The sequence below is a fragment of the Streptomyces sp. NPDC037389 genome, assembly GCF_040636475.1.
Lineage (GTDB): Bacteria > Actinomycetota > Actinomycetes > Streptomycetales > Streptomycetaceae > Streptomyces > Streptomyces hesseae.
This window is the reverse complement of record NZ_JBEZUS010000009.1, coordinates 140,524-166,897: the sequence shown is the minus strand read 5'-3', so window position 1 is coordinate 166,897 and position 26,374 is coordinate 140,524. Positions and strand designations below refer to the sequence as shown.

Genomic DNA, 26,374 nt, shown 5'->3' with positions numbered 1-26,374 from the left:
GTGACTTCAGCACCGCCGCCCGGGAATATTCGTGTCCTCCTCGCCGAGGACCAGTCGATGGTCAGGGAGGCGCTGGCCGCGCTTCTCGGCCTGGAGGACGACATCGAGGTCGTCGCGCAGGTGGCCCGGGGCGACGAGGTCCTGGACGCGGCCCGCGCCACGTCCCTCGACGTGGCGCTGCTGGACATCGAGATGCCCGGGATGACCGGGCTCGACGCGGCGGCGCTGCTGCGGCGGGAACTGCCCGGGCTCAAGGTCGTCATCCTGACGACCTTCGGCCGGCCCGGCTATCTGCGCCGGGCCATGGAGTCCGGCGCGGACGCGTTCCTGGTGAAGGACGCCCCGGCGGCCCAGCTGGCGGACGCGCTGCGGCGGGTGCTGCGCGGCGAGCGCGTCATCGACCCGACCCTGGCGGCGGCCGCGCTCGCCGAGGGGGCGAACCCGCTCACCGACCGCGAGCGCGCGGTCCTCACCGCGTCCGCCGACGGCTCGACGAACGTGGAGCTGGCGCGGGCGCTGCACCTCTCGCACGGGACGGTGCGGAACTATCTGTCGACGGCGATCCAGAAGACCGGGGCACGGAACCGTGCGGAAGCGGTACGGATCGCGCGGGACAAGGGGTGGCTGTGACGGTGCCCCACCCCGCCCTCAGTTGAGCATCGCCCGCGCCGCCAGCGCCTGGTGGCGGACGGACTCCGCCGCGTCCGGTTCGACCGGCGCGATGACCTCCGCGTACTCCTCCAGCTCCCGCGCCCCCCGCGCGAAGTCACCGCGCTCGACGAAGAGCTCGGCGCGCTCGTAGCGGAGCCGGGCGGGGTGGCTGGGCAGGAGGAGGGACAGCTCGACGGCCCACAGCTGGACGTCACTGCGCTCGGGCCGCGCCGCCGCCCAGGCGCGGATGTTGTTCAGGACGCGCAGCACGATCTCCTGGGGGACCGCCGGGGAGAACATCGAGGGCGTCAGCGGGGTGCCCGTGGCACCCGCGACCAGCAGCCCCGCGTCCTCCTCGGACAGGATCCGGCCGCCGTCGAAGGGGTCGACGAGCACATGCTCGCCCCGCGGGTCGCCGATGCCGACGACGAAGTGGCCGGGGAGCGCCACCCCGTACACGGGCGCGCCCGCCCGGCGGGCTACCTCTATCCACACCACGGACAGCAGGATCGGCAGCCCGCGCCGCCGCCGGAGCACCTCGTGCAGGAGCGAGGACTCCAGCCGCCGGTAGTCCGCGGGCGCGCCGTGGAAGCCGCAGCGCTCGCCGAGGAGCGTGGCCAGGGCGTCCGCCCAGCGGGCCGGTGCCACCCCGCGGCCCAGCGCGGGCAGCGACCCGGCGAGCCGGTCGAGCTCCATCTGCGCTGCGTCGGTCGCGTCCTCGCCCAGCTCCCCGCCCGCCACGGCCTCGGCCTCGGCGGAGATCAGCAGGCACAGCAGCGCCAGGTCGGGCCGGTCGTCCCGGGCGGCCCCGGCGAAGCGGTGCCGCCGGGCGGTCGTGTCGTCGTACATGCGTGCCTCGTACCCCTCGGGGCGGTGGCGCAGCCACCGCCACTGTCCATGGTGCGACCGTGTCAGTGCTCGGGGCCGCGACGGTAGTGGTAGGCGTGGTGGGTGGTGAAACCGAGCTCGTCGTAGAGCCCGGCCGCGGCCGTGTTGTCCGCCAGGGCCTGGAGATACGCCGCCGAGGCGCCCTCGCGCAGCGCCTCCTGGGCCAGCCGGGCCATGACCAGCGTGCCCAGCCCCTCCCGGCGCCGCTCCGGGGCCACCTCCAGGGCCATGAACCCGGCCCACCGGCCGTCGACCACACAGCGCGCGATGGCCGCCGGGCGCTCCCCGGCGGCTCCCGGCACGGTCGCGAACCACACCGACGGCCCGCCGCCCAGCACGGCCCGCGCGTCCACCGGGTCCGCGCCGCTCCGCCCGTAAGCCGCGAGCCAGGCCGCGTCCGGCTCACGGGCGATCCGTACGTCACCCGCGCCGGGGGCCACGGCGTCGGCGATCGGCGCCAGCGCGGCCGTCCGGGTCACGGCGGGCGACTGGGCCGTCCAGCCGCGCCGGGCGAGCTCCGCGTCCAGCCGCTCGTCCGCGTCCGGGTGACCGGTGACGACCTGGACGAGCGCCGGCAGGCCACGCTCCGCGTACCAGGCGGCCACCCGGTCCAGGGCCTCCGGCAGGGGCAGCCCGGGGTCGCCGAGGGGCAGGGCGGAGTTGGCCCGGGAGCTGAAGCCGCCCGCCGCGCGCAGCGTCCAGCCGCCCAGCCGGGCGGTCTCGCGTGCGGGCCAGCCGCGCGCCGCGACCTCCTGGAGCTCACGCAGCCCGGCGGCGGGCCCCCGCCGCCGGGCGGGTGCCATGGGGACGACCTTGCCCGCGACCAGAGAAGCCTCCGGAACCTCCACGACCTCCCCGGTACGCCGTGTGATTCGCAGCACACCGTCGCTCCAGGAGGTCAGTAGGCCCACCGCGTCGGTGAAACGCTCCGGAGAACTCCCGGAGTCGTTCAGCCGCCGTACGGAGACCCTTTTTCCCACATCTGCCGTGGAGATCCGGACCTCCAGTCTTCCGCCCGTGGTGAATTCCACAGCTCCGTCCGCCCCTCTTGTTCGTCATGTGCCCGGGGAGGGAGATACTAGGTGTGGGCATCGACGACGCCGCGCTCCCGCGCGAGATGAGCCCTACCGAGGAGGAACGACAGCGTGACCTACGTCATCGCGCAGCCTTGTGTCGACGTGAAGGACAAGGCGTGCATCGAGGAGTGCCCCGTCGACTGCATCTACGAGGGCTCCCGGTCCTTGTACATCCACCCGGACGAATGCGTCGACTGTGGTGCCTGTGAGCCGGTCTGCCCCGTCGAGGCGATCTTCTACGAGGACGACACGCCGGAGGAGTGGAAGGACTACTACAAGGCGAACGTCGAGTTCTTCGACGAGCTCGGTTCGCCCGGTGGTGCCTCCAAGCTGGGCCTGATCGAGCGCGACCACCCCTTCATCGCCTCTCTGCCCGCGGACATCAACCCGGAGCACTGACCGACAGCGGTCCTCACCGCGGCCCCGTACGGCCATCGCCGTACGGGGCCCGCGGCATTTCCCCCCACCGGCCACCCCTAGCGCACGAGAGCGAGCAGCGAGCACCGTGAGCGCAGTCTCTTCCCGCCTCCCCGTCTTCCCCTGGGACCGGCTCGAGCCCTACAAGGCCACCGCGGCCTCCCACCCCGACGGCATCGTGGACCTGTCGGTGGGCACCCCGGTCGACCCGGTCCCGGCCGTGGTCCAGCGGGCGCTGGCCGACGCGGCCGACAGCCCCGGCTATCCCACGGTGTGGGGCACGGCCGCGCTGCGCGACGCGCTGACCGGCTGGGTGGAGCGCCGCCTGGGCGCCCGGGGCCTGACGCACGCCAATGTGCTGCCGGTCGTCGGCTCCAAGGAGCTGGTGGCCTGGCTGCCGACCCAGCTGGGCCTCGGCCCCGGTGACAAGGTCGCCTACCCCCGCCTCGCCTACCCGACCTACGAGGTCGGCGCGCGCCTGGTGGGCGCCGAGCCCGTCGTCTACGACGACCCGACCGAGCTCGACCCGGCCGGCCTGAAGCTCCTCTGGCTGAACTCGCCGTCCAACCCCACCGGCCGCGTCCTGTCCAAGGACGAGCTGCGCCGGGCGGTGGCCTGGGCGCGCGAGCACGGCGTGCTGGTCTTCAGCGACGAGTGCTACCTGGAGCTGGGCTGGGAGGCCGACCCGGTCTCCGTGCTCCACCCGGACGTCTGCGGCGGCTCGTACGAGGGGATCGTCGCCGTCCACTCGCTCTCCAAGCGCTCGAACCTCGCCGGTTACCGCGCCGCGTTCATCGCCGGCGACCCGGCCGTCCTCGGTGAGCTGCTCCAGATCCGCAAGCACGGCGGGATGATGGTCGCCGCCCCGGTCCAGGCCGCCACGGTGGCGGCCCTGGGCGACTCCGCGCACGTCGCCGAGCAGCGGGCCCGCTACGCCCGCCGCCGGGACGCGCTGCGCGCCGCCTTCGAGGCCGCGGGCTTCCGGATCGAGCACAGCGAGGCGTCGCTGTACCTGTGGGCCACGCGCGACGAGTCGTGCTGGGAGACGGTCGACGGGCTCGCCAAGCGCGGCATCCTCGTCGCGCCGGGTGACTTCTACGGCCGGGCGGGCGAGCGGTTCGTACGGATCGCGTTCACCGCCACCGATGAGCGGGTGGAGGCGGCGGTCCGTCGTCTGGCCGAGTAGCGCCTACGCACGCCGCGCGCGCCGCGCAAGACGAGGGGCCCGGGAGCTTTCGCTCCCGGGCCCCTCGGTGCCGCTGTGTGACGCCGCCACTCCGGTGCTGTGACGCCGCCGCTTCCGACGGACGGATCAGCCGCCGACGCCGGGCAGCTGCGGAACGCCGCCCTTGGTCACGCCCTGTGCGGTGCCGCCGACGGCCGAGGCCGCGCCGCCCACGAGGTTGCCCGCGGCCTTGTTGGCGGCCGGAACGGTCTCGTTGCCGGCCTTGTGCACCGCGTGGGAGGCCATCGGTACGGCCGTGCCGACGGCCTGCTGCCCGACGCCCGTCGCCATGCTGCCGGCCGTGTGGGAGGTGGCACCGGCCGCCTTGCTCACGGTGGTGGTGTCCAGCGCGCTCACCGGAGCCAGATCCGTGGCCTTGGTGAGGTCCGCGGCGCTCGCGGAGCCGGCCGCGCCGACGACGGGAGCGGCACCCGCAGCGACGAGCAGGGCCACCCGGGCGATCCGGCGCGTGAGGGGGAGGGACATGTTGCTCCTTTGGCGGAGTGGGAAGTCGGTTGCTGTCCGGCGTGCGGACGCAGTGACTACCGCGTGAGCCCGGCGAAGGTTGCGGTGGACCAAGGTAAAGACTGAGTAATGCGTCGCATTATCGGGAGCACTGAAAACCCGCCATACCGGGCAGGTTGTCAATCGATACGGAAGCCCGAAAAGCCTTTATTCACAAGGGAGTTGGGGTCGGGTCGAGAACGCGTGCGGATTGCCGTCGAACCGGCAACTCCCGTATGCGGCGGGTACTCCCGGCGAGGGGACGGTCGTACTACTGAACGGTCGTGATCCGAACCGCCGGCGTGCCGTCGCCGCCCGCTTCTTCCGCCGATTTCCGCCAGCCGTCCGCCGAATTCTCCGCCGACCACACCCGGCCGCCGAAGGAGATCCGCTCGATCCGCAGTTCCGCCGCGTGGGCCACCGCCCAGGACGCCACCGCCCAGCCGCGCCGCGACGGGGTCTCGTCGTCCGGCCCCGGGCGCACCGGCACGGTCACCGTGCGGCCGCCGGCCACCCCGGCCCGGCCGTCCCCGGTCACGGACGGGGTGGCCTTCACCCCGAACTCGCGGCTCAGCTTCGACCGCACCGCCACCGGATCGCCGGCCTTGCCGTCGCTCGGGCTCTTCGTACAGCTGAACGAGGCCGCTGTGCGGCCCGTGAGCCCCGACGACAGCAACGACGCGTCCGGCTCGTGCTTGGCGTACGCCTGCGGGAAACCGCTGCGCTGCACCTTCTGTGCGGCCACCGTCAGCGGCAGCCGCGAGTAGCCCGGCACCTCCACCAGATGGTCGTAGAACTTCCCCGACGCGTAGACCGCGTCCGTGATCTGCGCGGCCGTGCCCCAGCCCTGGGTCGGCCGCTGCTGGAAGAGCCCCAGCGAATCGCGGTCGCCGTGGTGGATGTTGCGCAGCCCCGACTCCTGCATCGCCGTCGCCAGCGCGATCGTCACGGCCCGCTCCGGCAGCCCGCGCGCCGACCCCACGGCGGAGATCGTCGCCGCGTTGACCGCCTGCTCGGGGGAGAGGGAGTACGTCTGCCCGTTCGCCCGCATCGTGCAGCGCGGCGCCCCGGGCCCACCGGTGATCAGCTGCGCCACCAGATAGCCGGCCAGCGCCAGCAGCACGGCGCAGGCGGCCACGGTGCGCAGCAGGCGGCCACGGCGGGTGACGTTGATCCCGGACATGCGGGCCACGTTACTTGAGAGACCGCCCGGCGGCCCCTCCGGACCGTACCGGGCGTCGCGTTAGGCTCGCCGCATGGATCACCCCGCACTGGACCTGTCCCTCGACGCCGCCGCCCTCACCGCCCGGCTCGTCGACTTCCGTTCCGAGAGCGGTGACGAGAAAGCACTCGCCGACGCCATCGAGACCGAGCTGCGCGGGCTGCCGCACCTGACGGTCGACCGGCACGGCAACAACGTCGTGGCCCGTACGAACCTGGGCCGCGCCGAGCGGGTCGTCCTGGCCGGGCACATCGACACCGTGCCCATCGCGGACAACGTGCCCTCCCGCCTGGACGAGAACGGCATCCTGTGGGGCTGCGGCACCAGCGACATGAAGTCCGGCGTCGCCGTGCAGCTGCGCGTCGCCGCGACCGTCCCCGAGCCCAACCGCGACCTCACCTTCGTCTTCTACGACAACGAGGAGGTCGCCGCCCACCTCAACGGCCTCGGCCATGTCGCCGAGGCCCATCCCGACTGGCTGGCGGGCGACTTCGCCATCCTCCTGGAGCCCTCCGAGGGCGAGGTCGAGGGCGGCTGCCAGGGCACCCTGCGCGTCCTGCTGCGCACGACGGGCGAGCGGGCCCACTCGGCGCGGAGCTGGATGGGCTCCAACGCCGTGCACGCCGCCGCCCCCGTCCTCGCCCGCCTCGCCGCCTACGAGCCGCGCCGCCCCGTCGTCGACGGGCTCGAGTACCACGAGGGCCTCAACGCCGTACGGATCGAGGGCGGCGTCGCCAACAACGTCATCCCCGACGAGTGCACCGTGACGGTGAACTTCCGCTACGCCCCCGACCGCACGCCGGAGGAAGCGCTCGCGCACGTCCACGAGGTCTTCGCGGACTGCGGCGTCATCGAGTTCGTCGTCGACGACCACTCCGGCGCCGCCCGCCCGGGCCTCGACCACCCGGCGGCCATGGCGTTCATGGCGGCCGTCGGCGGCACGGCACGGCCCAAGTTCGGCTGGACGGACGTGGCCCGCTTCAGCGCCCTCGGCGTGCCCGCCGTCAACTACGGTCCCGGCGACCCCCTCTACGCCCACAAGCGGGACGAGCACGTGGACACCGCGAAGATCACCCACTGCGAGGAGCGGCTGCGGGCCTGGCTGACGGCTTGATCCGGTCGCCCGGGGGGACGGCGTCCCGGCGGCCACCACCTACGCTGAAGCGCAACGAGACCGACGAACCGCGGGTTCTGCGGCCCGCGGCGGAGGGAGCACGGCATGGGCAGTCCCGAGGCGTCGCGCGGGCGACGGGAACAGCGCCGGGGGCCGGTCGTCCGCCGGCACGGCCAGATGCAGGCGGGCACCACGGACCAGCATCTGCTGGACACCCGGGGGACGGCGGACTGGGTCCACGAGGACCCCTTCCGGGTCCTGCGCATCCAGTCCGAGTTCGTCGAGGGCTTCGGCGCGCTCGCCGAACTGCCACCGGCTATCAGCGTGTTCGGGTCGGCCCGTACGAAGCCCGGCTCGCCGGACTACGAGGCCGGGGTGGCCATCGGGCGCGGCCTCGTCGAGGCGGGCTTCGCCGTCATCACCGGCGGCGGGCCCGGCGCGATGGAGGCCGCCAACAAGGGTGCGACGGAAGCCGGCGGGGTCTCGGTGGGCCTCGGCATCGAGCTGCCCTTCGAGCAGGGCCTCAACCCCTATGTGAACCTGGGGGTCGACTTCCGGTACTTCTTCGTCCGGAAGACCATGTTCGTGAAGTACGCGAGCGGCTTCGTGGTCCTGCCCGGCGGACTGGGCACCCTCGACGAGCTCTTCGAGGCCCTCACGCTCGTCCAGACGAAGAAGGTCACCCGCTTCCCCATCGTCCTCTTCGGCACCGACTACTGGCGGGGCCTGCTCGACTGGCTGGAGAACACGCTCGTCGCCGAGGGCAAGGTGAGCGCCGGGGACCTCCAGCTCTTCCACATCACGGACGACGTGGAGGAGGCGATCGGGGTCGTCACGAAGGAGGCGGGCACCTGATCGCGCCTTTCTCGAGCGCCGGACGGGCCGTGTTCGCCGCCCGTCCCGGCGCTCAAGAACGCTAGGCCAGCCCCCGCCGGGCGACGGCCGGCGCACGATGGCCCGCGATCGACGCCACCATGTCGAGCACCTGCTTCGTCTCCGCGACCTCGTGCACCCGGTACACCTGCGCGCCGAGCCACGCCGAGACGGCCGTCGTCGCCAGCGTCCCGAGGACCCGCTCCTTGACCGGCCGGTCCAGCGTCTCGCCCACGAAGTCCTTGTTGGACAGCGAGACGAGCACCGGCCAGCCCGTCTCCGTCATCTCGCCCAGCCGGCGCGTGGCCTCCAGCGAGTGGCGGGTGTTCTTGCCGAAGTCGTGCCCGGGGTCGATCATGATGCCGTCGCGCCGTACGCCCAGCTCCACGGCCCGCTCCGCCAGCCCCAGCGTCACCCGCAGGATGTCCGCCATCACGTCGTCGTACTCGACGCGGTGCGGCCGCGTCCGCGGCTCCACGCCGCCCGCGTGGGTGCACACCAGGCCCGCGCCGTAACGGGCGGCCACCTCGGCCAGCTTGGGGTCCACACCGCCCCACGCGTCGTTCAGCACGTCCGCCCCGGCCTCGCAGACCGCCTCGCCGACGTCGTGCCGCCAGGTGTCGACGCTGATGATCACGTCCGGGTGGCGCCGCCGGACCTCCGCGACGAACCCGACCGTGCGCCGGGCCTCCTCCTCGGCCGTCACCTCGGCGCCGGGGCCCGCCTTGACCCCGCCGATGTCGATGATGGCGGCGCCCTCGGCCACGGCCTGCTCCACCCGGGCGAGCGCCGGCTCGTCGCTGAACGTGGCGCCCTGGTCGTAGAAGGAGTCCGGGGTCCGGTTGACGATCGCCATGATCACCGGTTCGTGGGTGTCGAACTCGCGTCGTCCAAGCCGCAGCATTTTCCGTTCTTCCTCTCCCTGGTCCGCCAGCGACCTTAACTGTCAGTGCGGCATGGCACGATCGGAGTCGACGGTTTGGCCGACGCCGGCCTGTGGACGCAACGAGGGGACGGCCGTGTTCTGGTTCTTGCTCATCGCGCTGGTCGTGGTGGTCGCCGCGGTCACGCTCGCCGTCGCCGGGGGAGGCGGTGACGGCGGTGGCGGGGACACCCTGCCCGAGGCCGCCCACGACCGGATGGCCTGGCCGCTGCCCGCCGGCCGGCCGCTGGGCCGGGCCGACGTCGAGGCGCTGCGCCTGCCCCTGGCCCTGCGCGGCTACCGCATGGCCGAGACCGACGACGCCCTGGACCGCCTCGGCGCGGAGCTCGCCGAGCGCGACGCCCGCATCGCCGAGCTGGAGGCCGCGCTCGCCGGGGCGCAGGCGGCGGCGATAGGGGTGCAGGGGCTGCTGGAGCGCGAGAGCGGCGCGGAGGAGCGGCCGGGCGGGGAGCAGCGGGAGCAGGAGCGGCAGGAACCGCAGGAGGAGCAGCAACCGCAGGACAGCCGGGGGAAGACGTCATGAGCGGCAGTGGAGTCGTCATCGGGGCGGACGGCCTGGCCCGTTGCCCCTGGGGGCTGGAGGCGGAGACCCTCGCGGACTACCGCGTCTACCACGACACCGAATGGGGCCACCCGGTCCACGGCGACGACGCCCTCTTCGAGCGGATATCACTGGAGGCCTTCCAGTCGGGGCTGTCGTGGCTGACGATCCTGCGGCGCCGCGAGGGGTTCCGGGCCGCGTTCGCGGGCTTCTCCATCGAGAAGGTGGCCGCCTTCACGGAGGAGGACGCCGAACGGCTGCTGGCCGACCCGGGCATCATCCGCAACCGCGCGAAGATCGCGGCGACGCTGGCCAACGCGCGCGCCGCCGCGGAGCTGGCGCCGGGGGAGCTGGACGCCCTGGTGTGGTCCCACGCCCCCGACGCCGCCACCCGGCCCGCGCCCCGTTCGGCGGCCGACGTCCCGGCGGTCACGCCGGAGTCGACGGCGCTGGCCAAGGCCCTCAAGAAGCAGGGCTTCCGCTTCGTGGGGCCCACGACGGCGTACGCGCTGATGCAGGCGTGCGGGCTGGTGAACGACCACTTGGCGGACTGTCACGCGCGGAAGGGCTGAATCCCCTCCCTGCCGGCCCTGTCGGCTCTACCGGCCCACGAAGCGCGGGCGTTCCTTCGCCAGGAACGCCGCCACGGCGATGCCGTGGTCCTCCGTCGTGGCCGCCGCGCGCTGGAGCTCCTCCTCCTTGGCCAGGGTCTCCTCCAGACCGTGCGCCGCCCCGTGGGCGAGCGACTCCTTGATCGCCGCGTACGCCGCCGTCGGCCCCTCGGCCAGCCGGCGGGCGACCTCCGTCGCCGCGACGGCCAGCTCGGCCGCCGGGACGACCCGGTTCGCGATGCCCAGCTCGTACGCCTCCTGGGCGCTCACATTGCGGGGGAAGAGCAGCAGGTCGGCGGCGCGGCCGCGGCCGATGAGCCGGGGGAGGGTCCAGGAGACGCCCGAGTCGGCGGTGAGCGCGACCCCGGCGAAGGACGTGTTGAAGGAGGCCGAGTCCGCGACCACGCGGTAGTCCGCCGCGAAGGCGAAGCCCGCGCCGGCGCCCGCCGCCACGCCGTTGACCCCGGCCACGACGGGCTTGGGCATCCGGGTGATGGCGGTGACGATGGGGTTGTAGTGCTCCTCGACGGTGTCCATGGCCGACCGGGTTCCGTTCTCACGGTCGGCGGCCAGCGAGGTCACGTGCTCCTTGAGGTCCTGGCCCACACAGAAGGCCCGCCCGGTGGCGGTCAGCAGCACCGCCCGTACGGCGGGGTCCTCGCCTGCCCGGCGCAGGGCGTCGCGGAGGGCGATCTTCGTCTCGGTGTTCAGCGCGTTCATGGCGTCGGGACGATTCAGCGTGATCGTCGCGAGCCCGTCGGTCACCTCGTGGAGCACGGTGTCCGCCATGGTGCGGTCCCTCCCTGGGTCGGCTGCGGTGCGAGAAGTGGGGATGCGTGCCCAGGATGCCGGAGATCATCGGGACCGGATATGTGACCTGCGTCAAAGAATCAGCCGCCGAGACGGCCGTGAGAGCGATGCAGGAATACCTCGCGATCCCCGAATTGGGTGGTTTTGCGGCAGCGCGTTGCCAAAGGGATGCGGACTGATGTTGGTCATCGGGTCGCGCGATGCGGGATAATGGCCTGGAAGCAATGTGTTCGATGCCGGTGACGCGTGCCCTTTCCGGGGCCGTCGGCTGACGATGAGCTGGTTTCAGGAAGGGGAACGAGCATGGCGGCCATGAAGCCGCGGACGGGCGATGGCCCGCTCGAGGTGACCAAGGAGGGGCGGGGCATCGTCATGCGGGTTCCGCTCGAAGGCGGCGGTCGTCTCGTCGTCGAGCTGACCCCCGACGAGGCCAAGGCCCTCGGCGAGGCCCTGGAGAAGGTCGTCGTCTGACGCCCAGGCCTCATAGGCCACGGGCCCAGAATTCTCCCGCACCGCCCCGGCAACCCGGCTTCGTCCCGGTCCCGGGGCGGCGGCGTATCCGCATCCGGATGCCGGCCCGCCCGCCGGTGCCGAGGGGCGGGCCGTACGGCGCCGGGCCGTACCCGGCCGCCGTTCCCGCCTCGCCCTGCACCGCCCTGCCCCGCCCCGTCGCTCCGTCGCGCGATCAGCCGCGCTTGACGGCGCAGAGCAGCCCGTCGCCCACCGGCAGCAGGGACGGTACGAGCGCGGTGGACTCCCGGACGGCCCGCAGCAGTTCGCGCAGCCGCTGCACCTCGGCGGGCGGCACGGCCGAGTCGACCGTACGGCCGTCCGCGAAGACGCCCTCGAAGCAGACCAGCCCGCCCGGGCGCAGCAGGCGCAACGATTCGGCTAGGTAGTCGAGGAACTCCGTCCGGTCACCGTCGCAGAAGACCAGGTCGTATCCGCCGTCCGCGAGCCGGGGCAGCACCTCCAGGGCCCGGCCGGGGATGAAGCGCGCCCGGTTGCCGGCGAAGCCCGCGGCGCGGAAGGCCTGGCGGGCGAACTGCTGGCACTCCGGGTCGCTGTCCACGGTGGTCAGCACCCCGTCCGGCCGCATGCCGTGCAGCAGGTGGATGCCGGAGACCCCGGTGCCGGTGCCGATCTCGGCGACGGCCTTGGCGTCCACAGCGGCGGCGAGCAGGCGCAGCGCCCCACCGGTGCCGTTCGACACCGAGGTGAGCCCCGCCTCGTAGGCCCGGTCCCGGGCCCAGCGCAGTGCCTCGTCCTCGGCGACGAACACATCGGCGAACGCCCAGCTCGTCTGCTGGTTGCCGGTAATGGCCCTCTCCTGTCCCCGTGGTCGACGCAACCGTGACTGTATCCGCTGCCCATGGGAACCCGCAGATGGGACCGGGCGTTGATGGGTACGGGACGCCGACGGAGGGGGCGGAGTCCGGCGGGAACCACCGGCGCGGGCCGTTCGTCACGGATGACAACGGATCAAGACCAAAAACCGGGTCAAAAATGCTTATCCGGAGCTAACGGGCGAGGTGGATATGGTAGGGGCTCCACTGGACACCACCAGAGCCGACAGGGGAGGTGCGGCTGCGGACGGCGACCGCCGGGGAGTGCTCAGGCGCTTCCGCCGGTCAGCTCCCGAGCCGAAATCCGTGACCTACACCGCTGACCGTTCCAACGCCGCCCGCACCGCGACCACCGCGACTTTCGCCACCGACGCGGATGCGCAGCAGGCGTGGACTCCGCCCAGCTGGGAGGAGATCGTCAGCACGCACAGCGCCCGGGTCTACCGTCTCGCCTACCGGCTCACCGGAAACCAGCACGACGCCGAGGATCTCACACAGGAGGTCTTCGTGCGGGTCTTCCGCTCCCTGTCCACGTACACCCCGGGGACGTTCGAGGGCTGGCTCCACCGGATCACCACGAACCTGTTCCTCGACATGGTCCGGCGCCGTCAGCGCATCCGCTTCGACGCGCTGGGCGAGGACGCCGCCGAGCGGCTGCCCAGCCGTGAGCCGTCCCCGCAGCAGCACTTCAACGACACCCACTTCGACGCGGACGTCCAGCAGGCGCTGGACACCCTCGCGCCGGAGTTCCGCGCCGCGGTCGTCCTGTGCGACATCGAGGGGCTCTCCTACGAGGAGATCGCCGCGACCCTCGGCGTCAAGCTCGGCACCGTGCGCAGCCGTATCCACCGCGGCCGTTCCCACCTCCGCAAGGCGCTCCAGCACCGCTCGCCCGCCGCCCGGGCCGAGCAGCGCGCGGTGGCGGGAGTGGCCTCCGGCGGTGGGGGTACCTCCCATGCCGTTCAGGCCATGGGGGCTCTCGGTGGGGAGGTCGGGATCGCGTGACCACCTCCGGCGGTCAGTCCCCCGCCGAGCACCATCTCGGCGACCGCCTCGCTGCCCTCGTCGACGGGGAGTTGGGGCACGATTCGCGGGAGCGGGTGCTGGCGCACCTCGCCACCTGCTGGACATGCAAAGCGGAGGCCGACGCGCAGCGTCGGCTCAAAAGCGTGTTCGCGGAGGCCGCACCGCCGCCGCTCTCCGACTCGCTGCTCGCCCGGCTGCAAGGGCTGCCGGGCGGCGTGGGCGGCGGCCCGCCCGGCCCCGGGCCCGGGCCGTCCGGTGACGGGGGTGAAGGCGGTGCCCCGGTCGTGGGAAGAGGCGCCTTCGGCGCCGGGGCGGAGGCCTTCGTCCTGCTTCCGGCGGTCGGCCCCCAGCCGCGTGACCGGGGCTTCCGCACCCATCCGGTGGGGCAGGGCGGCTCGCGCGGCCGCCGGTTCGCCTTCGCGGCGGCCGGGGCGGTCTCGCTGGCCGCGATAGCCCTCGCCGGGGCGCAGCCGCTGGAGACGCCCGTGGCGTCGGGGCAGGCCCGTGGCGACGGCACCAGCGCGGCCACGAGCTCGCTGGGGTCGGCGCAGGGCGTGCCCCTGGACCGGTACGACCAGCGCGACCTGGGCCGGACGCAGCCGACGGCGCAGGAACTGTCGGCGACGTTCGCGGCCCCACTGGTCGCGGGCGTCTCCCTGCTGCGCCCCTCCGGCACGCGGATGCTGCCGCCGCTGGTCCGCAAGCCCGCGACCCTCGCCGCGCAGCCGCGGGCCAAGTCGTCGGCGCCCTCGGCACCGGTGGTGCCTCCCCGCTGACCGCGGCGGCCTCCCCCCTCCGCACATGGCCGGGGACCTGGTGTAATCGTCTGTGGGGCGCGCGTGTTTCGAGCATGCGCGCCTCGGCGACGAACGGTGGGGAGAGGAATGGACGAGGGGAAGGCGCGGGCGTCCGCGCCCAAGCCGCACTGGTGGCACCGCCGGCGCACACCGGAGGGCGTCCCGCCGCAGCCACTCGCGGGCCCGGGCGACACCCCCGCCGCGCCGCTGCACGCCCCGGACCCTTACAGCACCCCGCCCTACGGCCGCCCCGGCCCCTGGGCCCCGGCCCCTCCGGTCCAACGCCCCGCCCTGACCCCGCCCCAGGGCACCCCGCTGGCACCGGGGGCGACGCCGCCCCCGATGGCCCCTGCGGTGTACGCCCCGCCGCCCGCCGAACCGGCCACGCGGCCGCAGCCCCCGGCCGGCCCGGCCGCCGAGCACATCCCGTACCCGGTGCCTCAGCCGCAGGCGGCTCCCCAGCCGGAACCGCAGCCCCAGCCGGAACCGCAGCCCCAGCCGCACCCCGCACCCCCGAACTCCGCCCTTCCCCCCGACCCGTGGGCCTACGACCCCTGGGCCGTCGGCGGCGCGCTGCCGACGGCGGCGTACGGCGCCGAGCCCGGCAAGCGGGTGACCGTGGCGCGTGGCCGGATCGTGGTCGGGGCCGCCGTCGTGGCGTTGGTCGCCGGGGGGATCGGGGGCGGGGTCGGGATGTATCTGGAGCGGGACGGCGGAGTCGCCGGGCGGGTGACGTTGCCGCAGTCCGGGGCCGGGAGCGTCGATCGCGCGCCCGGGAGCGTCGCGGGGATCGCCGCCCGTGCGCTGCCCGGCGTCGTCACGATCCACGTGCGCGGCGGCGGCGACCAGAGCACCGGCACCGGCTTCGTGCTCGACAAGAAGGGGCACATCCTCACCAACAACCACGTCGTGCAGTCCGCCGCGTCCGGCGGCGGCTCCATATCCGTGACGTTCAACGGCGGCCAGACCGCCAAGGCCGACCTCGTCGGCCGCGACGGCGGCTACGACCTCGCCGTGATCAAGGTGTCCGGCGTGTCCGGCCTCACCCCCCTCCCCCTCGGCAATTCCGACTCCGTGCGCGTCGGCGACTCCGTCATCGCGATCGGCGCGCCCTTCGACCTCGCCGGCACCGTCACCACCGGGATCATCAGCGCCAAGGGGCGCCCGATCACCGCCGGCGGCAAGAAGCAGGACGGCGGCGACATCAGCTACGTCGACGCCCTCCAGACCGACGCCCCGATCAACCCCGGCAACTCCGGCGGCCCCCTGATGGACTCCCAGGCCCGGGTCATCGGCATCAACAGCGCCATCCGCTCCGCCGGGGACTCCGAGTCCCGCGGGGCAGGCGGCCAGGGCGGCAGCATCGGCCTGGGCTTCGCGATACCGATCAACTCCGCGCGGCGGGTCGCCGAGGAGCTGATCAACACCGGGAAGGCCACCCATCCGGTGATCGGCGTGTCACTCGACATGGCCTATGCGGGTGACGGCGCACGGGTGAACGCCGACGGCTCCAAGGCCCCGGCCGTCACCCCCGGCGGTCCCGCCGAGAAGGCGGGCATCCGGGCCGGCGACGTCATCAAGAAGGTGGACGGCGTCCCCGTGCACGCCGCCCAGGAGCTGATCGTCAAGATCCGTGGCCACCGTCCGGGCGACAGCCTCTCCCTGACCCTCGAACGGGAGGGCCGGGAGCAGATCGCCCGGCTGACACTGGGCTCCGCGACCAGCGGCTGACCAGCGGCCGAGGGGCCGGGGCGGCCCATCCGCCGCCCACCGCGCGCTCACCGATCTCCGAACCTTCGCCCGATTTTGACCGGCGTGTCTCCCGTCGCCCCCTGCGGGCCAGGTACCGTGATACCCGGCCTTTCCCGGCCATCGACGCCCCCAAGGAGCTGAGCAACGTGCTCGACATAGGACCCCTCGAGCTGATCACGCTCATCGTCCTTGCCGTGCTCATCTTCGGTCCCGACAAGCTGCCGAAGATGATCCAGGACGTGTCGCGCACGCTGCGCAAGATCCGGCAGTTCTCCGAGAACGCCAAGGAAGACATCCGCACCGAGCTCGGTCCCGAGTTCAAGGACTTCGAGTTCGAGGACCTCAACCCCAAGACGTTCGTGCGCAAGCACGTGCTGGACAAGGACGAGCTCGGCCTGAAGGAGATCCGCAACGGCTTCGACTTCAAGTCCGAGATGGCCGAGATGGCCGAGGTCACCGACGCGGCGCACGGCCGGACGGCCCCCTCGTCCGCCGGCTCCTCCGCCGGCTCCTCCGCCGGCTCCGGCACCCCGGACCTGCTCAAGAAGCGCGAGAGCGGCATTCAGCCGGGGGAGCGTCCTCCGTACGACGCCGACGCCACCTGAGCCCGTCGATGCGGGGCCCCATTGACGGGGGTGGCTATCCTCCCTTTGTTTGGGGTGCGGTCGGGAGCGAGCGGCCGGTCCGCCCAGGACGACGGGGCTATGAGGAGGCGCCGCGCAGATGGAGACGACGAGTCGGGCAGGGGCGCGAGGGGCCGGCGAGGCCGACGCGTCCGCCGCCGGTACGCCGGACGGGCAGGGCGGGCCCGGTAGCCGGCGCTCGGTGGACGGCTATCTCCTGGCGTCGTTCCCGTGGTACGGCCTGGACGAGGCCTACACCGGGCCGCGCTGGCTGATGCAGGTCGGCGCCGCCGCCGACGGCACCGTGGAGCACGGCTCCACGGGCCATGGTGCCGAGCCGCAGCTGCGGATGGGCCGGATCGAGCACGACACCGCCACCCAGCGCTTCGCGGTCGTGGTCACCGTCGCCAGCCGCCCGGTGCGGCGCAGCGCCGACGGCACGGGCGTGCTGGAGGCCACCTCGGTCTCCTCGGCCGCCTGGCTGGCCGGCTCGGGGCTGCTGGCCTGCACCTGGCCCTCCCAGATGGAGCGCGCCCTGCGCCAGGACTGGCTGGACCAGCAGACGGCCCTCGCCTGGGAGCTCGCCGACCATCTGGACGACCCGGCCTGGACGACGCTGTCGCTCCCGGTGGACGGGGTGCCCACGGACTTCCGCTACCGGGAGTCGGAGTACGGCTGGGTGCTCGCCGGTTCGGCGGAGGGTGTGCACCTAGGCGCGTACGGGCGGGGCATGAGCGCGTACGGCATGGGCTTCGCGGTGATCCCGGACATCAGGGTCTACGCCGCGGACTGACCCGGGCCCGGCCGGATCATCGGTCCCCGGTCATCGGTCCCCGGTCACCCGTCGGGCCGTCCCGGGCTGCGTGCCCCGTGGAGCCGGGCTTGAATGCCCGCAGGGGGCCGACTTCCGGGAAGGTGACGCGCCATGACGGGCAAGTTCGAGATGTACGAGGACAGGGCCGGCCACTACCGCTACCGGCTGAAGGCAGGCAACGGCGAGATCATCGCCGTAGGCGAGGCCTACAACAGCAAGTCGGCGTGCGAGAAGGGCATCGAGTCGGTGAAGCAGAACGCCGCGACGGCCCCCGTGAAGGACCTGGGACACCAGGAGAAGTAGCGCCCACGGCATGCGGAGGGCGCCGGACGGGATCCGCCCGGCGCCCCACCGCGTGACGCGTCAGAACTTGTTGCGCGGCGTGATGCCCAGCGACATGCCCGACAGGCCGCGCTGCCGCCCGCCGAGCTTGCCCGCGATGGCGCGCAGCGCGCTGCCCGCCGGGGAGTCGGGGTCGCTCAGGACGACCGGCTTGCCCTCGTCGCCGCCCTCGCGCAGCCGGACGTCGATCGGGATCGAGCCCAGGACGGGAACGTTCGTGCCCGTGGTGCGGGTGAGGCCGTCGGCGACCTTCTGGCCGCCGCCCGTGCCGAAGACGTCGACCATCTCGTCGCAGTGCGGGCACGGCAGCCCGGACATGTTCTCCACGACGCCGACGATCTTCTGGTGGGTCTGCACGGCGATCGAGCCGGCCCGCTCGGCGACCTCGGCGGCGGCCTGCTGAGGGGTCGTCACCACGAGGATCTCGGCGTTGGGGACCAGCTGGGCCACCGAGATGGCGATGTCGCCCGTGCCCGGCGGCAGGTCGAGGAGGAGCACGTCCAGGTCGCCCCAGAAGACGTCCGCCAGGAACTGCTGGAGGGCGCGGTGGAGCATGGGGCCGCGCCAGACCACCGGGGCGTTGCCCGGGGTGAACATGCCGATGGAGATGACCTTCACACCGTTCGCCGACGGCGGCATGATCATGTTTTCGACCTGGGTGGGACGGCCGTCCGCGCCCAGCATGCGGGGCACCGAGTGGCCGTAGATGTCGGCGTCCACGACACCGACCTTCAGGCCGTCGGCCGCCATGGCGGCGGCCAGGTTGACCGTCACCGAGGACTTGCCGACGCCGCCCTTGCCGGAGGCGACCGCGTAGACGCGGGTCAGCGAGCCGGGCTTGGCGAAGGGCACCTCGCGCTCGGCCTGGCCGCCGCGGAGGGAGGACGCGAGCTCGCGGCGCTGCTCGTCGCTCATCACGTCCAGCTCGACGGTGACGCCCGTGACGCCCTCGACCCGCGAGACGGCCTCGGTCACCATCGAGGTGATCTTGTCGCGCATGGGGCAGCCGGCGACCGTCAGATAGACCGCCACCGCGACCGTACCGTCCGCCGCGATCTCCACCGATTTGACCATCCCCAGCTCGGTGATGGGGCGCTGGATCTCGGGGTCGTTGACCGTCGCGAGCTCGGCGCGGATCGCGTCCTCACTCGGCGCGGCGGTGTCTGGGGGTACCTCCCAGGTCGAAGACTCTGGGGGAGTGTCGGTAGCCATAGCTCCGATGGTACGGCTCGGCACAGGGCCTCGGGAAAGCCTCTCAGCGGTCGCCTTCCTCACTCTCCGCCGGGAATACCCGGAGCTGCTCCAGCTCCCTGACCAGGTCCTGGAACTCCGAGCGGATCCAGTCCCGGGTCGCGACCTCGCCGAGGCCCATCCGCAGCCCGGCGATCTCCCGCGTCAGGTACTCGGTGTCCGCGATGGAGCGCTCGTTCTGCTTGCGGTCCTGCTCCAGATTGACCCGGTCGCGGTCGTCCTGGCGGTTCTGCGCCAGCAGGATCAGGGGTGCGGCGTACGACGCCTGGAGGGACAGCACGAGCGTCAGGAAGATGAACGGGTAGCTGTCGAACCGCAGGTCCCCGGGGACCGTGGTGTTCCACAGGACCCAGAGGATGATGAAGACCGTCATCCAGACGATGAAGCGGCCCGTGCCCAGGAAACGGGCGATCCGCTCCGACATCCGGCCGAAGGCCTCCGGGTCGTACTCCGGCAGCCAGCGGGCGCGCTTCACCCGCGGCAGGTCGAGCCGGGCGCGCGGCGGCCCGTGGGGGTGGGGGTGCACGGCCGCCGACTCCGCCTTGACCCGCTCGGCGGACCGGTCCGCGCGCAGCGCCGGCGCCGTGGTGCGGGCCCGGTCGCGGTCCCCGGGCCTCATGGCGCGCCGCCCGGGAGGTCCATGCCGAACGCGCCGTGGTGGAGCTCGGTCTCCCGCCAGTCGTCCGGCAGCAGGTGGTCGAGGACGTCGTCCACGGTGACCGCGCCGAGCAGCGAGCCGCTGTCGTCCACGACGGGCACGGCGACCATGTTGTACGTCGCCAGATAGCTGGTGACGGCGCGCAGCGGGGTGTCCGGCGGCAGCGGCCGCAGCTCGGTGTCGGTGAGCGAGCCGACGAGCGTGAACGGCGGGTCGCGCAGCAGCCGCTGGAAGTGGACGGTGCCCAGGTACTTGCCCGTCGGCGTCTCGTCCGGCGGGCGGCACACGTACACCTGGGCGGCGAGCGCGGGGGAGAGGTCGGGGTTGCGCACCCGCGCCAGCGCGTCGGCGACGGTCGCGTCCGGGCGCAGCACGACCGGCTCGGTGGTCATCAGGCCGCCCGCCGACAGCTCCTCGTAGGACATCAGCCGCCGGACGTCGGCCGCCTCGTCAGGCCGCATCAGCGTCAGCAGCCGCTCCATCTCCTCCTCCGGCAGCTCGGAGAGCAGGTCGGCCGCGTCGTCGGGGTCCATGGCCTCCAGGACGTCGGCGGCCCGCTCCTCCTTCAGCTTGCCGAGGATCTCGATCTGGTCGTCCTCCGGCAGCTCCTCCAGGACGTCCGCGAGCCGGTCGTCGTCCAGGGCGGCGGCGACCTCGGCGCGCCGCTTGGGGGAGAGGTGGTGGAGCACATTGGCCAGGTCGGCGGGGCGCAGCCGCTCGAAGGTGGCCAGCAGGTTCTCGGCGCCCTGGCCGTGCTCCTCCAGCGAGAAGCCCGTGACGGCGGACCACTCCACCGTCAGCGTCTCCCCCTTGCGGCGCAGGGCGCCGCCCTTGCCCCGGCGGACGAAGACCTTGTCGATCTCCCAGTCCCGGCGGGCGGGCAGCTGGGTGACGGACACGTCGAGGACGGTCACCTCCTCGTCCGTGCCGACGAGCATCACCCGGCGGTCGAAGAGCTCGCCGAAGACCAGCGTCTCCGTGGGCCGCTGCTCGAACCGCCGCATGTTCACCACGCCCGTGGTGATGACCTGCCCGGACTCCACGCCGGTGACCCGGGTCATGGGCAGGAAGATCCGCCGGCGGCTGACCACCTCCACGACCAGCCCCAGCACCCTGGGCGGCCGCTTGCCCACGCGCAGCATCGCCACGACATCGCGGACCCGGCCCACCTGGTCCCCATTGGGGTCGAAGACCGCCACGCCCGAGATGTGCGAAACGAACACCCGGGGGGCGCCTGCTGCCATGGCCGCGTACCTCCTCCCAGGCCGGGTGGTGTCCGATTCAGGCTAACGTGACCGGCTTCGCCGGGCGCGGGAGAGACGGCCGTACGGAGCCTCTACGGATCCTGTACGGACTCCCCGCTTCCGCTCCTCGGTGGCACGGGTACGCTGCGCCGTAGCCCACCGGTGACCGGAGGACAGGAGCAGAGGTGCGAACGCGGAACGCGGCTCTCGTGGGAGCCCTGTGCGTCGGCCTGTCGGCCGTGCTCACGGCCTGCGGCGGCGGCAGCGAGGACCCCGACGCGGGGACCAACGGCGTCGGCAAGCTCGAACCCGCCGCCATCCAGGACAAGGCCCGCACCGCCGCGCGGGGCGCCGAGGCCGTCCACCTGTCCGGCAACGTCGTCAGCCAGGGCCGTACGTACCGCATCGACATGCGGCTGAAGAAGAACGGCGGCACGGGCCGGGTGTCCTCCTCCGCCGCCAGCTCCTTCGAGCTGCTGCGCGTGGGCGACGACCTCTACCTCAAGGCGCCCGCCGGGTTCTGGGCCAAGGGGTCCACGCCGGCGCCCTCGAAGGCGCCCGCCCCCTCCGCCCCGGCCAAGGGGGACGCGGCCGCCGCCGCGGGCAAGCTCGACGACAAGTACGTCAAGGTGCCCTCGGACGACCCCGCCTACCAGCAGTTCCGGGGCTTCACCGACAAGGACGTCCTCCTCGACGGCCTGCTCACCCTCCACGGCACCCTCGCCCGCGGCGACCACGGCACGGTCGGCGGCGTCCGCACCATCCGGGTCACGGGCGCCAAGGGCGGCGGCGGCACGATGGACGTCTCCCTCGGCGGCACCCCGTATCCCGTGCGGGTACAGCGCGCCGGCGGCGCGGGGCAGCTGGAGCTGGACGGCTGGGGCAAGGACTTCGCCCTCGCCGTCCCCGACAAGAACCAGACGGTCGACTACGGCAAGCAGATGCGCATCCCCTCGGGCGGCGCGCTCCCGTCATCGGGAGAGGGCGCGAACCCGGGGCGGTGACGCGCGGGATGCCCGGCGCGGGTATTCAGCGCCCCGCGCGGCGTCCCCGGCGCAGCAGCCGCGGCAGTGCCGCCGGCATGGGCTCGCGCGTCGTCGCCGGCGTCGCCAGCGGGACCGCCGCCAGGGAACCGTCCGGCAGGTCCGCGGTGGCACCGGACGGCGCCAGCCGCAGCACCCGGCACTCCTCGGCCCAGCGCTCCTCCAGCCCCTCCGCGCCGGGCGCGTTGAGCCGCTTGCCCTTCAGCTCGGCGACGGCCGCCGCCCACTCCTCCCCGCGCGCCGGGAGCTCGCTCACCGACGCGGTCCAGGAGACCAGCCGCCCGCCCTTGTCCTTGCTGCGCACCGTGACGGTGGCCGTGGCGCCCTCGGCGAGCCCCAGCTCGTCCACGGGCTGCTCGCCCGGGCCGCCCACGAGATGCACGGCACCCTCGTGCCAGACGTGCCACAGCGCCCTGCTGGGCCCGGCCGGACCCTTCACCCAGATGAGGCCGGACTTCTTCGTGGCCTCTTCGATCAGCGCCTGCGTCAACGTCATGCGCCCTACCTTACGCACGCGCCCTAGGCTGGGCTCGTGAGTGCTGCCCGAGCGAGACGCGACGCGATACCGACGCCCAGGACGACCCCCGGACCGGCCGGCCCGGACCCGGCCCCCGGCGTGCCGGTGGCCTCCGTCCGCACGGAGCTGCTGCTCCTCGCCGTCGCGATCGCCGGCGTCTCCCTCTCCGCGCCGCTGATCGCGGCCACCGCCGCCCCCGCCCTGGCCATCGCCTTCTGGCGCAACGCCATGGCCGTCGGCGCGCTCACCCCCGTCGCCCTGCTCCGCCGACGCCACCGCGCCGAACTGCGCGGCATCGGCCGGCGGACGGCACTGCTGGCCGTCGCCGCCGGAGCGCTGCTCGCCGTCCACTTCGGGGTCTGGCTGCCCAGCCTCCAGATGACCTCCGTCGCGTCGTCCACCGCGCTGGTCACCACCACGCCCATCTGGACCACCCTGCTGCTGCGCCTGCGCGGCCACCGCCCGCCCGCGCTGGTCTGGGCCGGCACCGCGCTGGCCTTCCTCGGCGTGCTGACGCTCACGGGCGTCGACATGTCCCTCTCCCCGCGCGCCCTCGCCGGGGACGCCCTCGCGCTGGCGGGCGGCATCGCGGCCGCGGGATACGTCCTGCTGGGCGCGGAGGTGCGCCGGACGGTGGGCACGGTCGCGTACACCTACGTCTGCTACACGACCACGACGGTGCTGCTGCTCGCCGCGTGCCTGTGCGGGGGAGTGTCCCTCGGCGGCTACAGCGGGGAGACGTGGCTGAAGCTGGCGGTGCTCACGGTCGCGGCCCAGCTGCTGGGCCACTCGCTGATCAACCGGGTGGTCAAGGGCCTGGGCCCGTCCGTCACGTCCACGGCGATCCTGCTGGAGACGCCGGGGGCGGCGCTGATCGCGGCGTTGTGGCTGGGGCAGGAGCCGCCCGCGGTGGCGTATCCGGCGCTGGCCGTGATCATGGCGGGGCTGGCGCTGGTCATCATGGGCGGTCGTAAGAAGGACGCGGTGGCCCCGGAGTCCGGGGTTTAAAGATCTGGGACGCGCCTACAGCCACCCGTTCCGCTTGCTGTGTTCCCCGAGGGAAAGCCCCCGGACCCCCGGCCGGGAGGGCGACCCGGCATCCGTCCGTCAGACCGCCCTACAGCCACCCATTCCGCTTGAAGCCGCGGTGGATGATCACACAGATCGCGACCGTGACCGCCATGACCGCCGGATAGCCGTACTTCCAGTGCAGCTCCGGCATATTGTCGAAGTTCATGCCGTAGATCCCGGCGATCATCGTCGGGACGGCGAAGATCGCCGCCCAGGACGTGATCTTGCGCATGTCCTCGTTCTGCGCCACCGACGCCTGCGCGAGGTTGGCCTGGAGGATGGAGTTCAGCAGGTCGTCGAAGGAGACCACCTGCTCGTGCACGCGCGCCAGGTGGTCGGCGACGTCGCGGAAGTACTTCTGGATGTCCGGGTCGACCAGCCGCATCGGCCGCTCGCTCAGCAGCTGCATCGGCCGCATCAGCGGGGTCACCGCGCGCTTGAACTCCAGCACCTCGCGCTTGAGCTGGTAGATGCGGCCCGCGTCGCCGCCCCGCCGGCTGCCCTTGCTGGGCTCGGAGAAGACGTCGATCTCCACCTCGTCGATGTCGTCCTGCACGGCGTCGGCCACGGCTATGTAGCCGTCGACCACCTGGTCGGCGATGGCGTGCAGCACGGCCGAGGGGCCCTTGGCGAGCAGCTGGGCGTCCTCCTCCAGCCGGTGGCGCAGGGCGCGCAGCGAGCCCTGGCCGCCGTGCCGGACGGTGATGATGAAGTCCGGGCCGGTGAAGCACATCACCTCGCCGGTCTCCACCACCTCGCTGGTGGCGGTGAGTTCGGCGTGCTCCACATAGTGGATGGTCTTGAAGACGGTGAAGAGCGTGTCGTCGTAGCGCTCCAGCTTGGGCCGCTGGTGGGCGTGGACCGCGTCCTCCACGGCCAGCGGGTGCAGCCCGAACTCGCGGGCGATCCCGGCGAACTCCGCCTCCGTGGGCTCGTGCAGCCCTATCCACGCGAAGCCACCGGTGTTCCGCACCCGGCGCAGCGCCTCGGCGGGGCTGACGAGCTCGCTGACGCGCTTGCCGTCGCGGTAGACGGCGCTGTCCACGACGGCACTGCTGACCGAAGCGTCACGGGTGGTGCCGTAACCGCCGCCCTGGGCGGGCACCCGGCGCAGGGCGGGGCGGACGGCGGCACGCAGGTCACGGATCATCGACATGGCTGGCTCCTTCACGGGCCGGCCGCGGGCCGCTACGCGGGTACAACGCTGCCTGGAAGGAGGACGTGGCCGGGCGCCCGTGGCGCGGGGGATCACGTCCGCGAATCAGGCGGCGCTACGCGCGGTGCGTGGCGGCCGACGGCAGTTCGCGGAGAGTTCGCAGAGAACTGCGGAGAACACGGAACAAAGCGAGGGGAAGGCGCTCTTCCGTCAAGTGCCGCGGGTGTGAAGGGACTTCCGGGATTCCGTCCGGCGGAGGGGCCGGTCGTGGAAGGCCTCAGATCACAGGGTGACGCGCGTCCGGGGCGAGGAGACGGGAGAACTGCCGGTACTGCACGGTCGACTAGGATCCACCGCAGCCCCACCTCCTCCGGCCGGTCCCCACGTAAGGGACGAACGTCATGCCTTGACCAGAGGCCGAGGCGAGTCAAGGCTAGCAGTGCCCCGGCGCGTCAAGGCCCCGCTTTGCCTGTTCGATACGCGTTCTATGCTCACTGCATGTCAGACGTTCTCGCATTGGTCGAGGCCCGGCTCCTGACGGCCCTCGGTGCACCCGACGCGCGTGCCGCGATCACCTTCCTGGGCACCGACCGGATCGAGGTCCTCCGGTTCCTTGACTCCGACGACTCCGGGGACATCGTCCGCTACGCCACCCTCGGCATGTCCGCCCAGCCCATGACCGACCCCACGGCCACCCTCGCCGACCCCCTGCGCGGCCCCCGCGCCGAACTGGTCCTCTCCGTGCGCGCCGGCCGCGCCGACACGGACAAGGTGCTCCGCCCGCTCGCCGTCCTCGCCGCGTCACCCCAGGTCGAGGGGCTCGTGGTGGCGCCCGGCGCCTCGCTGGACACCGGCGAGCCGCTCTGGCCCGGGGCGCCCTTCACCTCCGTGCTCGTCGCGGAGTCCGGCGGTCTGGTCGAGGACCTGGAACTGGACGCTCCGCTGGATCCCGTCCGCTTCCTGCCCCTGCTGCCGATGACACCCAACGAGGCCGCGTGGAAGCGCGTCCAGGGCGCCGCCGCGCTGGAGGAACGGTGGCTGCGACACGGCACGGATCTGCGCGACCCGCTGCGCGCCGGGGTGCCGCTCGGCGGGTGACCGGCGGGCGCCACGCCGCCCGGGGTGTCCCGAAGGGTGGGGACGCCCCGACTCCGGACGGGTGATCGTCCTTGACGCGGGGGCGCCCTGGTAGGACCGTTGGAGGCTATGAGGGGCGAACCCAGTTGCCCGAAGTGCGGTGGCCGGGTGCGCGCGCCCGGTCTCTTCGCCGACTCGTGGCAGTGCGCCGTGCACGGCACCGTGCACCCTCTGCAACCGGTCGTCCCGCCGAGCGTCGAGGCACTGGCCGTCGCGGTGGGGCGGGCCCGGGTGCCGGTCTGGATGCCATGGCCCCTGCCCGTCGGCTGGCTCTTCACCGGTGTGGCCGGCGCGGGCGACGACCGCGCGGGCGCGCGGGCGACCGCCGTCGCCTGCTCGGGGCCCAGTCCGCTGGGCGGCCCGGGTGAGCTGCTGCTCGTGGCCGAGGAGCTCGGCGTGGGCCTCGGCGCGCGCTACGCCGGCGTCGACGGCCCCGACCCCGGCCCGTACCTCCGCGTCGACCGCTCGCCGCACGCCAAGGTCCACGCGGCCGGGCGCCCCACCCCCCTCTGGCACGTCGAGGGCGCCCCCGGCGACCGGGCCGTCTTCGCGGGGGAGGCGCGGGGGCTGTGGCTGTGGGCGATCGTGTGGCCCGAGCGGTCGGGACTGCTGATGTACGACGAGCTCGTGCTGACGGATCTGCGGGATGCGGGGGCGGAGGTCGATCTTCTGCCGTGCGGGGCGTTGTCGCCGCGGATCCTGTCGCCCTGAGTCCAGCGGGA

The 26,374-nt window shown here is 73.2% G+C and carries 30 protein-coding genes; 18 read left to right on the top strand and 12 right to left on the bottom strand.

All coding sequences use genetic code 11. The features are described 5' to 3' along the window. Complete coding sequence (locus tag AB0E98_RS21370; RefSeq protein ID WP_361704850.1) at positions 1 to 630, top strand: response regulator transcription factor; 630 nt, start codon at positions 1 to 3, stop codon at positions 628 to 630. An 18-nt stretch (positions 631 to 648) separates the two neighbouring features. On the opposite strand, the gene AB0E98_RS21365 is transcribed toward AB0E98_RS21370, so the two are convergent. Together AB0E98_RS21365 and AB0E98_RS21360 are read right to left on the bottom strand one after the other, a co-directional pair. Further along, a complete protein-coding gene (locus AB0E98_RS21365) occupies positions 649 to 1,500 on the bottom strand; it encodes a transglutaminase-like domain-containing protein (protein ID WP_361704848.1) in 852 nt (283 codons plus the stop codon). A 62-nt stretch (positions 1,501 to 1,562) separates the two neighbouring features. Continuing rightward, on the bottom strand, positions 1,563 to 2,570 hold the full coding sequence (locus tag AB0E98_RS21360; protein WP_361704845.1) for a GNAT family N-acetyltransferase: 1,008 nt from the start codon (positions 2,568 to 2,570) through the stop codon (positions 1,563 to 1,565). Between the two features lie 114 nt (positions 2,571 to 2,684). On the opposite strand from AB0E98_RS21360, the gene fdxA reads away from it, so the two are divergent. Both fdxA and dapC read left to right on the top strand, forming a co-directional pair. Next, entirely contained in the window at positions 2,685 to 3,014 is a 330-nt protein-coding gene (fdxA, locus tag AB0E98_RS21355) for a ferredoxin (protein ID WP_229351726.1), read from the top strand. 106 nt (positions 3,015 to 3,120) lie between these two features. Next, on the top strand, positions 3,121 to 4,218 hold the full coding sequence (gene dapC / locus AB0E98_RS21350; protein ID WP_361704842.1) for a succinyldiaminopimelate transaminase: 1,098 nt from the start codon (positions 3,121 to 3,123) through the stop codon (positions 4,216 to 4,218). A 126-nt stretch (positions 4,219 to 4,344) separates the two neighbouring features. Here dapC and AB0E98_RS21345 read toward each other — a convergent pair whose 3' ends face one another. Next, positions 4,345 to 4,743, bottom strand: coding sequence for an ATP-binding protein (locus AB0E98_RS21345; RefSeq protein ID WP_311615063.1), 399 nt, complete (start codon positions 4,741 to 4,743; stop codon positions 4,345 to 4,347). A gap of 289 nt (positions 4,744 to 5,032) precedes the next feature. Beyond that, positions 5,033 to 5,944, bottom strand: coding sequence for a hypothetical protein (locus tag AB0E98_RS21340; RefSeq protein WP_361704840.1), 912 nt, complete (start codon positions 5,942 to 5,944; stop codon positions 5,033 to 5,035). 73 nt (positions 5,945 to 6,017) lie between these two features. Between AB0E98_RS21340 and dapE the strand changes: the two genes are divergently transcribed. Further along, positions 6,018 to 7,097: a succinyl-diaminopimelate desuccinylase gene (gene dapE, locus AB0E98_RS21335; protein ID WP_361704837.1), complete on the top strand. Its 1,080-nt coding sequence runs from the start codon at positions 6,018 to 6,020 to the stop codon at positions 7,095 to 7,097. A 105-nt stretch (positions 7,098 to 7,202) separates the two neighbouring features. Further along, on the top strand, positions 7,203 to 7,952 hold the full coding sequence (locus AB0E98_RS21330) for a TIGR00730 family Rossman fold protein (RefSeq protein WP_361704834.1): 750 nt from the start codon (positions 7,203 to 7,205) through the stop codon (positions 7,950 to 7,952). A gap of 61 nt (positions 7,953 to 8,013) precedes the next feature. Here AB0E98_RS21330 and folP read toward each other — a convergent pair whose 3' ends face one another. Beyond that, positions 8,014 to 8,874 carry a dihydropteroate synthase gene (gene folP, locus AB0E98_RS21325; protein WP_361704831.1) on the bottom strand — a complete coding sequence of 287 codons (861 nt, stop codon included), beginning with the start codon at positions 8,872 to 8,874 and terminating at the stop codon, positions 8,014 to 8,016. 115 nt (positions 8,875 to 8,989) lie between these two features. Here folP and AB0E98_RS21320 point away from each other — a divergent pair, with 115 nt between their 5' ends. Together AB0E98_RS21320 and AB0E98_RS21315 are read left to right on the top strand one after the other, a co-directional pair. After that, complete coding sequence (locus AB0E98_RS21320; protein ID WP_361704829.1) at positions 8,990 to 9,436, top strand: DivIVA domain-containing protein; 447 nt, start codon at positions 8,990 to 8,992, stop codon at positions 9,434 to 9,436. Beyond that, a complete protein-coding gene (locus AB0E98_RS21315) occupies positions 9,433 to 10,026 on the top strand; it encodes a DNA-3-methyladenine glycosylase I (RefSeq protein WP_361704826.1) in 594 nt (197 codons plus the stop codon). Before AB0E98_RS21320 ends, AB0E98_RS21315 begins: the two co-directional genes overlap by 4 nt. 27 nt (positions 10,027 to 10,053) lie before the next feature. Here the strand turns inward: AB0E98_RS21315 and AB0E98_RS21310 are convergent, their stop codons facing one another. Continuing rightward, positions 10,054 to 10,854 carry an enoyl-CoA hydratase-related protein gene (locus tag AB0E98_RS21310; protein WP_361704823.1) on the bottom strand — a complete coding sequence of 267 codons (801 nt, stop codon included), beginning with the start codon at positions 10,852 to 10,854 and terminating at the stop codon, positions 10,054 to 10,056. Positions 10,855 to 11,178: 324 nt separating this feature from the next. Between AB0E98_RS21310 and AB0E98_RS21305 the strand changes: the two genes are divergently transcribed. Beyond that, positions 11,179 to 11,346 carry a DUF3117 domain-containing protein gene (locus AB0E98_RS21305; RefSeq protein ID WP_126915881.1) on the top strand — a complete coding sequence of 56 codons (168 nt, stop codon included), beginning with the start codon at positions 11,179 to 11,181 and terminating at the stop codon, positions 11,344 to 11,346. A 214-nt stretch (positions 11,347 to 11,560) separates the two neighbouring features. Here AB0E98_RS21305 and AB0E98_RS21300 read toward each other — a convergent pair whose 3' ends face one another. Further along, entirely contained in the window at positions 11,561 to 12,226 is a 666-nt protein-coding gene (locus AB0E98_RS21300) for an O-methyltransferase (protein ID WP_361704820.1), read from the bottom strand. 187 nt (positions 12,227 to 12,413) lie between these two features. On the opposite strand from AB0E98_RS21300, the gene sigE reads away from it, so the two are divergent. The 6 genes from sigE to AB0E98_RS21270 all read left to right on the top strand — a co-directional run bounded on the left by sigE (position 12,414) and on the right by AB0E98_RS21270 (position 17,536). Next, positions 12,414 to 13,226: an RNA polymerase sigma factor SigE gene (gene sigE / locus AB0E98_RS21295; protein WP_361704817.1), complete on the top strand. Its 813-nt coding sequence runs from the start codon at positions 12,414 to 12,416 to the stop codon at positions 13,224 to 13,226. Further along, complete coding sequence (locus AB0E98_RS21290) at positions 13,223 to 14,023, top strand: zf-HC2 domain-containing protein (protein ID WP_361704814.1); 801 nt, start codon at positions 13,223 to 13,225, stop codon at positions 14,021 to 14,023. Before sigE ends, AB0E98_RS21290 begins: the two co-directional genes overlap by 4 nt. Positions 14,024 to 14,131: 108 nt before the next feature. Beyond that, the gene (locus tag AB0E98_RS21285) at positions 14,132 to 15,775 is read left to right on the top strand and encodes a trypsin-like peptidase domain-containing protein (protein WP_361704812.1); all 1,644 of its coding nucleotides are present in this window, start codon (positions 14,132 to 14,134) and stop codon (positions 15,773 to 15,775) included. Positions 15,776 to 15,942: 167 nt separating this feature from the next. Then, positions 15,943 to 16,401, top strand: coding sequence for a sec-independent translocase (locus AB0E98_RS21280; RefSeq protein WP_361704810.1), 459 nt, complete (start codon positions 15,943 to 15,945; stop codon positions 16,399 to 16,401). 118 nt (positions 16,402 to 16,519) lie between these two features. Further along, positions 16,520 to 17,212, top strand: coding sequence for a hypothetical protein (locus tag AB0E98_RS21275; RefSeq protein WP_361704808.1), 693 nt, complete (start codon positions 16,520 to 16,522; stop codon positions 17,210 to 17,212). A 132-nt stretch (positions 17,213 to 17,344) separates the two neighbouring features. Continuing rightward, complete coding sequence (locus AB0E98_RS21270) at positions 17,345 to 17,536, top strand: YegP family protein (protein ID WP_361704806.1); 192 nt, start codon at positions 17,345 to 17,347, stop codon at positions 17,534 to 17,536. Positions 17,537 to 17,596: 60 nt separating this feature from the next. Here the strand turns inward: AB0E98_RS21270 and AB0E98_RS21265 are convergent, their stop codons facing one another. The 3 genes from AB0E98_RS21265 to AB0E98_RS21255 are packed head-to-tail and all read right to left on the bottom strand — an operon-like array spanning position 17,597 to position 20,728. Beyond that, positions 17,597 to 18,787, bottom strand: a complete 1,191-nt coding sequence (locus tag AB0E98_RS21265; protein ID WP_361704803.1) for an Mrp/NBP35 family ATP-binding protein — start codon at positions 18,785 to 18,787, stop codon at positions 17,597 to 17,599. Between the two features lie 43 nt (positions 18,788 to 18,830). Beyond that, positions 18,831 to 19,445 carry a DUF1003 domain-containing protein gene (locus AB0E98_RS21260; protein WP_361704802.1) on the bottom strand — a complete coding sequence of 205 codons (615 nt, stop codon included), beginning with the start codon at positions 19,443 to 19,445 and terminating at the stop codon, positions 18,831 to 18,833. After that, a complete protein-coding gene (locus AB0E98_RS21255) occupies positions 19,442 to 20,728 on the bottom strand; it encodes a CBS domain-containing protein (RefSeq protein ID WP_361704800.1) in 1,287 nt (428 codons plus the stop codon). Before AB0E98_RS21255 ends, AB0E98_RS21260 begins: the two co-directional genes overlap by 4 nt. 185 nt (positions 20,729 to 20,913) lie before the next feature. On the opposite strand from AB0E98_RS21255, the gene AB0E98_RS21250 reads away from it, so the two are divergent. Continuing rightward, positions 20,914 to 21,732: a hypothetical protein gene (locus AB0E98_RS21250; protein ID WP_361704798.1), complete on the top strand. Its 819-nt coding sequence runs from the start codon at positions 20,914 to 20,916 to the stop codon at positions 21,730 to 21,732. A gap of 25 nt (positions 21,733 to 21,757) precedes the next feature. Here AB0E98_RS21250 and AB0E98_RS21245 read toward each other — a convergent pair whose 3' ends face one another. After that, complete coding sequence (locus tag AB0E98_RS21245; RefSeq protein ID WP_361704796.1) at positions 21,758 to 22,267, bottom strand: hypothetical protein; 510 nt, start codon at positions 22,265 to 22,267, stop codon at positions 21,758 to 21,760. Positions 22,268 to 22,387: 120 nt separating this feature from the next. Between AB0E98_RS21245 and AB0E98_RS21240 the strand changes: the two genes are divergently transcribed. Then, positions 22,388 to 23,296, top strand: a complete 909-nt coding sequence (locus tag AB0E98_RS21240) for a DMT family transporter (protein ID WP_361705276.1) — start codon at positions 22,388 to 22,390, stop codon at positions 23,294 to 23,296. 109 nt (positions 23,297 to 23,405) lie between these two features. Here AB0E98_RS21240 and corA read toward each other — a convergent pair whose 3' ends face one another. Next, positions 23,406 to 24,515: a magnesium/cobalt transporter CorA gene (gene corA, locus AB0E98_RS21235; RefSeq protein ID WP_361704794.1), complete on the bottom strand. Its 1,110-nt coding sequence runs from the start codon at positions 24,513 to 24,515 to the stop codon at positions 23,406 to 23,408. A 498-nt stretch (positions 24,516 to 25,013) separates the two neighbouring features. On the opposite strand from corA, the gene AB0E98_RS21230 reads away from it, so the two are divergent. Both AB0E98_RS21230 and AB0E98_RS21225 read left to right on the top strand, forming a co-directional pair. After that, complete coding sequence (locus tag AB0E98_RS21230) at positions 25,014 to 25,613, top strand: suppressor of fused domain protein (RefSeq protein ID WP_361704791.1); 600 nt, start codon at positions 25,014 to 25,016, stop codon at positions 25,611 to 25,613. Positions 25,614 to 25,721: 108 nt separating this feature from the next. Continuing rightward, entirely contained in the window at positions 25,722 to 26,363 is a 642-nt protein-coding gene (locus tag AB0E98_RS21225; RefSeq protein WP_361704788.1) for a DUF6758 family protein, read from the top strand. Positions 26,364 to 26,374: the final 11 nt, after the last annotated feature.